This window comes from Pseudomonas sp. (genome assembly GCF_048269965.1).
GTDB lineage: Bacteria > Pseudomonadota > Gammaproteobacteria > Pseudomonadales > Pseudomonadaceae > Aquipseudomonas.
This window is the reverse complement of record NZ_JBLWTV010000004.1, coordinates 309,771-321,976: the sequence shown is the minus strand read 5'-3', so window position 1 is coordinate 321,976 and position 12,206 is coordinate 309,771. Positions and strand designations below refer to the sequence as shown.

The following is a 12,206-nucleotide window of genomic DNA, read 5'->3' as shown; positions in this document are numbered from 1 at the left end:
ACGCGCGCCAGCGGGTCGTAGCTGCCTTCGTCGTAGAGGTAGAGGCTGTGCCGGCCGTTGCGGGTTTCGCTGAGCAGGCGCAGGCCGTCCCAGGTGAAGTCGGTCTGGCCGAGCAGGGCACCACGGGCGTCGTAGTGGCTTTTGCCGATACGCCGGCCCAGTGGGTCGTAGTGCATGACCACGCGGCTGCCGTCGTTGTTGGTGACTTCCCGTACGCGGTGTTCGGCGTCGTAGCTCAGGCGCTGCACCTGGTGACGGCCGCTGCGTTTTTCCACCAGGCGGCCGAAGGCGTCGTAGTGGTAGCGCTTGTCCTGGTAGGTGAGCAGTTTGTTGTGGCGCACCCAGCCGCTGCTGGCGGCATCGCCGCCGACCGGGTGCAGCAGGTTGGCGGCGGCGTCGTAGCTGTAGGTTTCCAGGTTGCCGCGAATCAGGTCCTGGCTGGCGATGATGCGCCCGCTGGCGTCGTAGTGCAGCTGCTGCTTCTGTTCGCGCTGGCTGGCCGGGTCACGGTCGAGGCGGCCGATCAGGTTGTCGCTGGGGTCATAGGCGTAGCGCCGCTCGGCTTCGGCCGGCAGTTGCACGGGCTGTTCCAGGCGCCGACGCAGACGCGCGGTGAGGCGGCCGCTGCGGTCGTACTGGCTACGCGTGACCAGTTGCCCCTGGGTACGCAGCACCTCGCGATGCAGGCGGTCGCGCTCGAAGCGGCTGACCAGTCGATCATCCAGGCTGAGCAGCTGCAGGTGGCCGCTGCCGTAGTACAGGCGGCGGATACGGCGCTGGTCAGGCAGTTGCGTTTCCAGCAGGTTGCCGAGTTCGTCGTAGGCATGCTGCAAGGTGCCCGCGGCGCTCTGCTCGCTGAGCAACTGGCCGAGGGCATCGTAGGCGAAGGCCAGTGACTGCACCTGGCCGTCGACGGCGGTGAGGTCGATGCTGATCAGGCGGTCGAGCGGGTCGTAGGCGTATTCGGTGCGACCGTCATCGGTGTGCTTGGCGATCATCCGGCCAACGGCATCGCGCTCGAAGCGGTGGATGATCGGCGCCGGTGGCGCCTCCGGTACGCTGCCCAGGCCGGTGCCATGCGGCGCCGGGGTGTAGGCCAGGGCGATGAGGTTGCCCTGCGGGTCATAGCGGTAATGCCGGGCGCTGTCGTCGAGGTCATGCTGGGCGGTGAGGCGGTCGAGCACGTCCCAGGTGAAGCGGTAGCGCTCGTCGTTCTCGTTGCTCAGGGCGAGCAGACGGCCATAGGCGTCGTACTCGAAGCCGACGCTGCGGCCCAGGGCATCGATGCGCTGGCGCACCTGGCCACGGCGGTCGTAACGGTAGCGCACCGGCTTGCCGGCAGGATCGAGGTAGGCGCTGAGCTGGCCGATGGCGTCGCGTTGAAACGCCTCGCTGCGGCCATCGGCCAGTTGCGTCTGCAGCAGGCGCCCCTGGCTGTCGTAGTGGTAGCGGGTGATCTCGCCGAGGGCATCGGTGATCTGCACCAGGTTGCCGCGCTCGTCGTAGGCGAAGCGCGTCGGGTAGCCGGAGCAGTCGACCTGTTCGGTGAGCTGGCCGAGGGTGTTCCAGCGCAGGGTCTTGCGCTTGCCGCTGGCGTCGATGATCTCCACCGGCAGGCCGCTGCTGTCGTAGCGGTAGCGGGTGACATGGCCTAGCGGGTCGGTCTCGGCGATGCAGTTGCCGCGCTTGTCGTAGCGGTACTGCCAGGCATTGCCGGCGGCGTCGGTCTCGGCTTCGGGCAGCGACCAGTGGCCGAGCCACTGGGTGAAGTCACGGCGCCCCAGCGGGTCGAGGGTTTCGCAGAGGTTGCCGGATTCGTCATAGGCGAACTGCCAACGCGCGCCATCCGGGGTGACGGCAGCCAGCAGCTGGCGTTCGTCGTTCCAGTCGAACAGCCAGAGCTGGCCGAGGGCGTCACGGTAGCGGGTGATCTGGTACTGGCTGTTCCAGTGGCGTTCGCTGACGCGGCCAAGGCCGTCGGTGACCCGGGTGATCCCGGCGCCGAGGTCGTACTGCAGGTGGTACTCGTCGCCGTCGTCGGTCCAGTGCCGTGTCACCCGCCATTCGCGGCCATCGGTACCCTGGCACTCGCTCCACTCATAGAAGCAGCGCAAGCCTATGGGGCGCTGGTGTTCGATCATGCGGCGGCCGCTGTCGTAGACGAAGCGACGCAGCACCTGGCCCTTGTCGTCGCGAACCTCGCTGAGATCGCCCTGAGCGTCATAGTCGTAGGCGACCAGCACTTCGCGCCGGGCATCGGCGAACAGGCGTTCGACCCGGCCGAGGCGCTGCGGGTGCCGGGCGTCGGCAATCAGTTCGATGCACAGCTGGTTGTGGCCATCGCGCACGGCGCGCAGCCGGCCCGTGCCGTCGTATTCGAGCAGCAGGCGGTTGTCGTTGCGGTCGCCGAGCTTGCTCAGGCGCAGACGATCAGGTGACTCGGGCAACGGCTCGAACAGGCGGTAAAGGCCATCGACGCTTTCCACCAGCAGCGCGCCGCTTTCATCGCGGCGGAAGTTCAGGCCTTCGCCGGGGCTGTAGCAGGCATCGCCCGGTGGCAGGCTGCCAATCTCGATAGGGCGGCCCTGCTCGTCGATATAGGTCAGCGCCTCGCCGCCCTCCGGGTGCGCGCGCACCTGCACGGCGATCTCGAACGGCAGGCTCCAGCCGGCACCCAGCAGGCCGTCGCGGCGCTCGTCGCGGCTGCTGTAGAAGCGCTGCCACTCGATGGGCATCAGCCCCGGCAGGACGAAATCGAGGTCGTCATCCTCGCCGAGCACCTTGGCCCCGGTGCTGGCGTGCACCGGGTTGGGCGCACCGCTGCTGGCCGCGCCGAGGGCGTTGGAGATGGCGTTGGTGGCATAGGCGGTCGCACCGCCCATGGCCATGTTGCCGGCGAAACCAGCGGCCAGGCAGGGCAGCTTGCTGCACAGTTTGCGCGGGTTGCCGCGCAGCGCCATGAGCACGGCCAGGGCCAGGCCGATGCCGGGGGTCTTGCCGCTGCGAATCGGCTGCACCACCACGGCGTCGCCGCCGATGCGCACGTTCGGCGAGATGTTGCCGCTGTCCACCACCGTGGCGTCGCAGGTGCTGCGATCACCACTGCGCACCGCGGGCTGGCCTTCGATGCTGACCTTGCTGGAGCCTTCGGCCAGCAGTTGCACGGGCATCGGCGGGTGCTTCTTGCACTCGATGGCATCCAGCGGGCAGGGGATGACGCCAGGAGCAGGCTGGGCGACGGTCGGGCGCCACATCTCGCTGAAGAAGCTCTTGGCCATGTCGAGGAAGCCGGGCTCCGGTTCCTCGGCGGGCGGTGTCTGCTCCAGCTCGGTGCCGGACGGCGCGGCGGCGCTGCCCAATTTGCCAGCGGCGCGCGCGGCAGGCAGGCCGTTGGTTTTGGTCTTGTTGGCGCCGGTGACGATCTTGGCCTGGACATTGGGCGGGGAGATGGCGTTGCCCAGGCCTTCGCAAAGGGTCGTGAGCCCTTTGTCCCAGCCGGTTTTGTTCATGCCGACCCCCACGGCGATACCGACCACTGCAGCGAGGGCAAAGCCACCGAGACCGCCGGTGAGCACGGTCAGGCCGGTGGCGGCGACTATCGCAGCGCAAGCCACGGCGGTGATGGCGGCATAGGCAGCCACTTCCAGCACGCCGCCGACGATGTCGGCCAGCAATGTGGTGTGCAGCAGATCGTCGCCGAGCCGGGCGGCCCAGAGCGCATCAGACATCGCAGGTCATCCGTTGAGGCTGAGGCTGTGCTTGATCTGCGCCCAGTGCGCGGCGTCGGCATCATCGAGTGGCGTCGGCTTGACGTAGCTGAGGGCGAGCAGGCGCCGACCATCGGCCAGCAGTACGCCGAGCTGGAACTGGTAGACCTGCTCCGGCCCCTTGCTGAACTGGCTGCGCAGCTCGACGCCGACGACGGCCTGGGCCGGGCCGACCTGGACATCCTGCAGGGCGCTGCTGCGCAGATCCTTGACCTGTTTCGCCAGCTTGGCGACCTGGGCCTCGAAGTGGCTGCGCAGGGTTTCGCCATCACCAAGGGCGCCACGGGTGATCACCAGCGAGGTACCAAGATCATTGAGGCGCAGGATGTTGATGGTGCTGTCTTGCAGGTCCTGGCCGGGCAGTTGCAGGCTCAGTTCCTGGGTGGTGTAGCTCATCATGAGGTTCCTTTCTCTTGCCCGAACAGGGATTTGACGGCGGCATCGATGCTGCCCTGATCACCCTGACCATCGGGCGTGGCGCCAGGGCCGCCGCCGATGTTCAGGTTGAGTACGCCGCCTGTGTTGAATTCGGCGTCGCCACTGGCGTAGAGGTTGATCGCCACGCCGCTGAGGTTGATCTGGCCGCTGGCGTTGAGTTCGAGAATGCTCTTGCCGCAGACCAGCCGCAGGTTCTGCCCGACCTCGATGAGGTAGCTCTGGCTGATGCTGTCGGTCTTGGTCGAACCCACCACCAGCACGTCGTCGAGCTTCACCGCGCGCAGGCGGTTGTTGCCGATGGTGACGGTCTCGTTCATGCCGATGCTCTTGACCCGGTTGTGGCCCACCGAGTGGGTTTCATCCACCTCGACGACGATGTCCTGGTTGCGCTCGGCGTGGATGTACAGCTGCTCGGCGCCCTTCTTGTCCTCCATGCGGATTTCGTTGAAGTTGGCCGGCGTGCCGCCCTTGCTGGAGCGGCTCTTGATGCCGCTCTGGGTGGCGTTGGCAGGCAGGTCGTAGGGCACGGTCTGCTCGGCGTTGTAGACGCGCCCGGTGATGATCGGCTGATCGGGGTCGCCTTCGAGGAAGCTGACGATGACTTCCTGACCGATGCGCGGAATCTGGATATGGCCCCAGTTCTTGCCGGCCCAGGACTGCGAGACGCGAATCCAGCAGGAGCTGTTTTCGTTGGACTGGTCGTGGCGATCCCAGTGGAAGTGCACCTTGACCCGGCCGTACTGGTCGGTCCAGATCTCCTCGCCGGCAGGGCCGACCACCACGGCGGTCTGCGGCCCCTGCACCATGGGCTTGGGCGTGCCGCACAGCGGGCGGAAGGTCTGCTGGGCGTCGGTGCAGGTGAGCTGGCACTCGAACTGGCCACCACCGCCACTGCCGCTCTCCAGCGATTCCTGCGCGACGTGATAGCGCGCGCACACCACCAGATACTCACGGTTCTGGTCGGCGCGGCCGAAGCCGGTGAGGCTGAACAGGTTGCCCGAGGCGATGCCGCGCACGCTGCCGCCGACCTCGACGCGTTCATGCAGGCTCTGCAGCGCCTCGATGCGATTGCGCGCGTACTGCTCGCCATCGCTGCTCTGCACGTAGGTACCGGGATAGTCGTACAGCGGATAGTCGCCGGCACTGTGCGGACGGGGCATGACCGAGCGCACGTCGATGCGCGCGCTGGGCCGCTGGAAGTCGTAGTCGTTGAGCTCCATCGAGCCCGGTTGCACGTGCTGGGCCAGCTGCCAGTCGTTGATGTGGTCACGCTCGCGGTGCTGCCCGTCCGGCGGGTAGTAGGGCACGCTGGCGTAACCGGGGGCCGGCACATGGGCGCCGTAGGCATCGGCGAGCACCAGCACATGGCGATCGGCCTCGTGGCGGAAGTAGTAGTAGATGCCCTCCTTTTCCATCAACCGGCTGACGAAGTCGAAGCTGGTTTCGCGGTACTGCACGCAGTACTCCCACTCGCGATAGGGACGACTGAGTGCGTCTTCGAAATCGGAGAAACCCAGGTCGCGGAACACCTGCTTGATGATCTGCGGCACGCTCATGTGCTGGAAGATGCGGCAGTCGGAGGTGCGGCTGAGCAGCCACAGCCAGGGTCGCAGGGTGACCCGATAGGCCGCGAACTGGCCACGGTCGACGGTCTGCCCGCAGGCAGCGACGATGCCATGGAAATGTCGTTCACCGCCGCCATGCTGCTGCACGGAGAGCGACAGCGGTTTGCCGAGCAACTGGTTGAGATCGAGGTTGGCGTCGTGGGACACCAGTTGCAGCTCGTACTCGAACAGACGGCCCAGCTCGTCGCTGCCGTGCATCGAGCGCAGCAGCAGAACGTCCGGCCCGAGCGGGCTGGTGATGCGGGCAAAGCGGGTAGATTGGGCGAAGAACATAGGTCGGGGTTCCGGCCTGCCATGGCGCGGGCCGGCAGAAGCCGACCCGCGCTCGGGCTCAGGCGTTGTCGGCGAAGCTGTAGGTCAGGTCGTTGTCGGCCACGCTGATGCGCACGCCGGCCAGCGGCTTGCCTTCCATCATGCGGGTGAGGAACTCGCGGCTCATGTCCGGCAGCATGCCGTTGGTGAGGATGGCGTCGATCTGCCGACCGCCACTCTCGCTTTCGGTGCAGCGCGAGACCACCAGGTCGACCACCGCCTCGTCGTAGTCGAACGGCACCTTGTGGGTGCTCTCGATGCGCGTCTTGATGCGGCCCAGTTGCAGGCGGGTGATGGCCTTGAGCATGGCGTCGCTGAGCGGGTAGTAGGGGATGGTCACCAGGCGGCCGAGCAGCGCTGGCGGGAAGATCTCCAGCAACGGCTGACGCAGGTCGCGGGCGATGCTTTCCGGCTCGGGCAGGTTGTCCGGGTTCTGGCACAGGCGCGCCACGTGCTCGGTGCCGGCGTTGGTGGTGAGCAGGATCAGGGTGTTCTTGAAGTCGATCAGGCGCCCTTCGCCGTCCTCCATCACGCCCTTGTCGAACACCTGGAAGAAGATCTCGTGCACGTCCGGGTGGGCCTTTTCCACCTCGTCGAGCAGCACCACGCTGTACGGCCGACGACGCACGGCCTCGGTCAGCACACCGCCTTCGCCATAGCCGACATAGCCGGGCGGCGCACCCTTGAGGGTGGAAACGGTGTGCGCCTCCTGGAATTCGCTCATGTTGATGGTGATCAGGTTCTGCTCACCGCCATACAGCGCCTCGGCCAGCGCCAGCGCGGTCTCGGTCTTGCCGACGCCGGAGGTGCCGGCGAGCATGAACACGCCAATCGGCTTGCTGGGGTTGTCGAGGCCGGCGCGCGAGGTCTGGATGCGCTTGGCGATCATCTTCAGCGCGTGGTCCTGGCCGATGATGCGCTTGGCCAGCAGGCTGTCGAGCTTGAGCACGGTCTCCACCTCGTTGCGCGCCATGCGCCCGACCGGAATACCGGTCCAGTCCGCCACCACCGAGGCCACGGCCTGGTAGTCGACGGTCGGCAGAATCAGCGGGGCTTCGCCCTGCAGCTGGCTCAGGCGCTGCTGCAGTTCGACCAGGTGGGCGCGCAGGCTCTGGTGGTCCGTGGCGCTGTCGTTATCGACCACACCCGCGCTTTCGCGCAGGCTGGCGCGGGTGGCCAGCAGTTCGTCGACCAGCTGCTTCTCTTCGGCCCAGCGGCTTTCCAGCTCGGCCAGACGCTCGCGCTCGGCGGCCAGCAGGTTCTCGCTGTTGGCCTGGCGCAGGCTGACGTCGATGCCGATGGCATGCTCGCGGGCGATGATCTGCAGTTCGGTTTCCAGCGCCTCGATGCGCCGGCGGCTGTCATCGACCTCGGCCGGCACGGCGTGCAGGCTGATGGCAACGCGGGCGCAGGCGGTGTCGAGCAGGCTGACCGACTTGTCCGGCAACTGGCGCGCCGGGATGTAGCGGTGCGAGAGCTTGACCGCAGCGTCCAGGGCTTCGTCGAGAATCTGCACCTGATGGTGCTTCTCCATGGTCGAGGCCACGCCGCGCATCATCAGCAGCGCCTTGTCCTCGGAAGGCTCGGGCACCTGCACCACCTGGAAGCGGCGGGTCAGCGCCGGGTCCTTCTCGATGTGCTTCTTGTACTCGGCCCAGGTGGTGGCGGCCACGGTGCGCAGGCTGCCGCGCGCCAGCGCCGGCTTGAGCAGGTTGGCGGCGTCGCCGGTACCGGCCGCGCCACCGGCACCGACCAGGGTGTGGGCTTCGTCGATGAACAGGATGATCGGCCTGGGCGAGGCCTGCACGTCTTCGATGACCTGGCGCAGGCGCTGCTCGAACTCGCCCTTCATGCTGGCGCCGGCCTGCAGCAGGCCGACGTCGAGGCTGCGCAGCTCGACGTCCTTGAGCGAGGGCGGCACGTCACCGGCGGCGATGCGCAGGGCGAAACCCTCGACCACGGCGGTCTTGCCGACGCCGGCTTCACCGGTAAGGATCGGGTTGTTCTGCCGGCGGCGCATGAGGATATCGACCAGTTGGCGGATCTCCTCGTCGCGGCCGACGATGGGGTCGAGCTCACCCTTGCGCGCCTGTTCGGTGAGGTCGATGGTGAAGCGCTTGAGCGCCTCCTGCTTGCCCATCGCCGCCGGCGCCATGGCGCCACTGGCCTCGCCCGGTACGGCAGCGGCGAAACCGTCGCTGGCGGCCAGGTGGTTCTCCGGCGAATCACCGACGTACTCGTCGAAGCGCTCGCTCAGGGTCTGCACCTTGATCTTGTCGAACTCGCTCGACAGGCCCAGCAGCACCTGGCGCAGGCTCGGCGTCTTGAGGATGCCGATGACCAGGTAGCCGGTGCGCACCTGATGCTCGCCGAACATCAGGCTGCCGTAGACCCAGCCGCGCTCGACCGCTTCCTCGACGTGCGAGGACAGGTCGGTGATCGAGGTCGAGCCGCGCGGCAGGCGGTCGAGTGCATCGGTCAGATCCCGCGCCAGGCGCGCCGGCTCCAGGCTGAACTGGCGGATGATGCGGTGCAGATCGGAGTCCTGCAGTTGCAGGAGCTGGTGGAACCAGTGCGCCAGTTCGACATAAGGGTTGCCGCGCAGTTTACAGAACACGGTGGCGGCCTCGATGGCCTTGTAGCCGACGCTGTTGAGCTTGCCGAACAGCGCGCTACGACTGATTTCACCCATGTGGAGTTCTCCTTGATTGATCCGCCGGCGGGGTCGCTGCGGCGTGATGGCGGGCCAGCACCAGATCCCTGGCGTCGTGCTGCGGCTGGCCAAGCCAGGTGGTGTAGCCCAGGCGAGCCTGGCCGTTGAGGCATAGCGCGGGGACTTCCTCGCGCTGCAATACGAGATTCAGTTGCCAGTCGAGTTCGTCGCCCTGGTATTCGGCGACCCAGGCCACCAGCGCGGCGAAGGACTCGCCATCGGGCAGCATGGCGTTGTACTGCTCGAGCGTCAGCGGCCCGAAGCAGATGCGGAAGCTGTGCTGGCGGTCCCAGACCTGGCTGCCCAGGCAGAGGTCCACGCCCAGCTGGCTGGACTCCACGCCCAGGCGCGTGCGCTCGGGCAGGCGCAGCCAACTGCCGGCGTATTCTTCGATCTGCACCGGCACGCCGAAGTAGTCGGCGAGGATCGCCTTGAGGCCATCGGGGTAACGCGTCTGCGCGGCCAGGTGACCGCTGAAGTGCAGCTTCGCCGCATCGTCCAGCAGGCCCTGCTGGCGCAGGCTGGGCATGCCACGGCCACTGAAGGCGGCCAGGCGCGCCGACCAGTAGTCGTCGTCGGGGCGGTCATGGCTGACGGTCGGCCGGGCTTCGGCCCAGGCGCGGTAGAACAGGGTCAGCAGGCGATGATGGAACAGGTCGAGAAAGTGCTTGCTGGTACTGTCGGCGTGGTTGCGCTGGCGCTCGCGCACGTACTCGGTCAGGTGCAGCGGCAGCGGCCCGTTGGGCCCGCCAAGGCCGAAGAAGTACTGTTCCAGACGCGCCGGACGCTCGTCGCTGGCGGGCGTCACGGCAGCCAGGGTGGCCGGGGCGAACGTGCCTTCCTGACGCTGCCCGAGGCGCAGCGGATCATCAGCCAGGCGCCGGGAATGCCCCAGGCGTGGCAAATGCGGGTGCTCGTTCTCGATGCGTCGCAGGGCCTGGAAGAAATCGTACTCCCAGGGCTGTGCCTGCATCTGCTCAAGCGTGTCTACAGGTTCGGACGACGGCCGGGCCGGGCTTTCCATCGCATGATCTCGCCGCGCTCGGTGCTGCGTAGCACCGTCTCGGTAAAGCTGTTGAGGGATACGTAGCGCGCCAGGAAACGCTCGAACACCGCACCGAGGAGAAATACCCCGGTACCGCGAAAGGCGTTCTCGTCGAACTCCAGGGTGATTTCCAGGCCACGGCCGAAGACGATCGGGCCGGGCATCGGCAGACGCCGTGTACAGGGTTTGGCGCTGACTTCGCGCAGGCCTTCGATCTGCAGTTGCAGCGCCGGATTCTGCATGTCGCCATACAGGCGCAGCATTTCGCGCAGGGCAGCGGCGCCCTGGCCCTGCTCGGCCAGTGACAGGTAGTTCAGCGACAGCTGGCTGATCAGCCGCCAGGCCTGGTTGCCATGGGCCGGGCTGGCCCGCGGCCGGCTCGGCCCCGCGACGCAGCGCACGCTCTGCACCGGCGCGCTGTCGGCCAGGGTGAAGTCGCTCTTGCCGATGCCGACGGTCATGAACAGCGGCAGGTCGCGGTTGGTGCACAGGGCACTGAGCCCCAGCTGGCGCAAGTCATGGCGATAGGGCGCCTGGTGGCTGTCGACCAGGCTGATGAAGGTTTCGCTGCCGACATAGCTGGAACGCGTGCCGCTGCGGCGCTGCTCTGCCGACAGCACGCGCGGTTCACGGCGCACGATGTAATAGGCCTGATCGCGGCCATAGCGAGCAGGGTCGCGCACGGCATAGAAGGGCAGGAAGGGCTGCTCCGGACCACTGCCATGGCCACTGACGCCGCGCAGCGAATGGATCTCGAAATCCATCGGCCGCGTGCGGTCGGCGATGGCATGGTGCTCGTGCACCTTGTCACTCAGGTGGATGCGATCCAGGCGCCGCGGGAACAGGTTGATCGCCGGAGTGCAGAACGGCAGGAATTGACTGGCGCCGACCTGGTTCTGCAGGTGGCTGTCCACACGGTCGAACAACACGATCAATTCCAGCTCTTGACCGCTGCACTGGCGCACGGCACGGCGCAAACCACAGAAATCGACGAACAGGAAACGCTGCGGCAGGGCGAAGTATTCCTGCAGCAGGCGATAGCCCTGGAAGGCCTGCGGCACCACTGGCAAGGCCGCCTCGGCGTCATCGAAGCCGCAAGGGCGCAAGGCGTCGGCAGGCAGCCGTTCGACCCAGTCGCGCCCGGGCTGGCGGGCAAACACGGCGATGCGGTTGCCCAGCAGTTGCTCGTAAAGACGAAACGGCAGCTCGTCGAGGCCATTGAGGTACAGCGGCAGGTTGTCCAGTTCCAGGCTGGCGAAGGGTATTTCGGCGCCGCTGCGCAGGGTGATACGCAGCGCGGCCTTGGCTCGTGGCTCGCTGGCGGCGAGGCGACCCAGCGCGGCGGCGGGGTTGCTGATGTACTCGGCCTCCGCCACCTGCAGCGGCCACAGGGTCACCGCGTGAGCCGTGCGGTACTCGCAGGGAGTCTGGCTGTCCTTGCCGAGGGTGGCACGCAGCACGCTGTCGCGCGGCAGATTGAAGCTGCCGTTGAGCGCGCCGTCGTTGGCATCGGTGTGCAACTGCACCACGGTCATCGACGGCGTCGGCGCCAGGTAATGCGGGTAGGCGACTTCCAGCAGGTTATGGGTGAAGGTCGGGTACTCGGCGTCGAGTTTCAATTGCACGCGGGCGGTCAGGTAGGCGAAACCTTCGAGCAGGCGCTCGACGTAGGGGTCGGCGCACTCCATTCCCGACAGCGTCAGGCGACCGGCGATCTTCGGGTATTCGCGGGCAAACTCCTGGGCGCTTTCGCGGATGTGCAGCAGTTCCTGGTTATACAGCTCCAGCAAACGGGGGTTCATGAGCGTCTCCGCTGCTCGGCGGGCAGCACCTGCACATGGCCGGACTCCAGGTCCAGCTCGGTGCGCAGCAGCAAGGGCAGGGCCACCGGCTGGGCCCACAGGTCACCCTGAATCTCGAAACTCAGGGCGTTATGGTTCATCTGTTCGTGACCGACATGCGCCCGCACCCGCACGCTATGAGCCAGGATGCGCGGCTCGAAGGTGATGATGGCGCGCTGGATCAGATTCTCCAGGGCGGCGATATCGACCCCGGACACACTGCTGCCGGCCAGCGGCGGCAGGCCATAGTTGATCACCGAGGTGCCTGCCGGCGTGTGCCGCGTGGTGTCGGCATCGAGCAGGGCGATGGTATTGAACAACCAGGTCAGATCGCGCAGCACCGAAGCCTTGAGCTGATTCATCGACAGCACGCGGCGATCCACGCTTTCCTGCGGATTGCCGGGCTCATCGTCGGTCAGGCGATCGAGCAGCGAGGGCTGCAGGCGCTCGCGTGGGGTCATGGGG

General features: G+C 67.0%; 7 protein-coding genes. All 7 read right to left on the bottom strand.

All coding sequences use genetic code 11. The features are described 5' to 3' along the window. Window positions 1-3,728 (bottom strand): DUF6531 domain-containing protein (locus ACN0X6_RS07440; protein WP_417702946.1); only part of this gene is annotated, 3,728 nt, incomplete at its 3' end. A gap of 6 nt (window positions 3,729-3,734) precedes the next feature. Further along, window positions 3,735-4,163: a DcrB-related protein gene (locus tag ACN0X6_RS07435; RefSeq protein WP_192984134.1), complete on the bottom strand. Its 429-nt coding sequence runs from the start codon at window positions 4,161-4,163 to the stop codon at window positions 3,735-3,737. Beyond that, on the bottom strand, window positions 4,163-6,103 hold the full coding sequence (locus ACN0X6_RS07430) for a type VI secretion system Vgr family protein (RefSeq protein WP_417702945.1): 1,941 nt from the start codon (window positions 6,101-6,103) through the stop codon (window positions 4,163-4,165). Before ACN0X6_RS07430 ends, ACN0X6_RS07435 begins: the two co-directional genes overlap by 1 nt. A 58-nt stretch (window positions 6,104-6,161) precedes the next feature. After that, window positions 6,162-8,834, bottom strand: a complete 2,673-nt coding sequence (gene tssH / locus ACN0X6_RS07425) for a type VI secretion system ATPase TssH (RefSeq protein ID WP_417702944.1) — start codon at window positions 8,832-8,834, stop codon at window positions 6,162-6,164. Further along, window positions 8,827-9,879 (bottom strand): type VI secretion system baseplate subunit TssG, encoded by a 1,053-nt coding sequence (gene tssG / locus ACN0X6_RS07420; protein ID WP_417702943.1) that lies wholly within the window; start codon window positions 9,877-9,879, stop codon window positions 8,827-8,829. Before tssG ends, tssH begins: the two co-directional genes overlap by 8 nt. After that, window positions 9,843-11,702, bottom strand: a complete 1,860-nt coding sequence (tssF, locus tag ACN0X6_RS07415) for a type VI secretion system baseplate subunit TssF (protein ID WP_417702942.1) — start codon at window positions 11,700-11,702, stop codon at window positions 9,843-9,845. The genes tssG and tssF overlap by 37 nt, the downstream gene beginning before the upstream one ends. Next, window positions 11,699-12,202: a type VI secretion system baseplate subunit TssE gene (gene tssE, locus ACN0X6_RS07410; protein WP_417702941.1), complete on the bottom strand. Its 504-nt coding sequence runs from the start codon at window positions 12,200-12,202 to the stop codon at window positions 11,699-11,701. The genes tssF and tssE overlap by 4 nt, the downstream gene beginning before the upstream one ends. Between the last annotated feature and the right edge of the window lie 4 nt (window positions 12,203-12,206).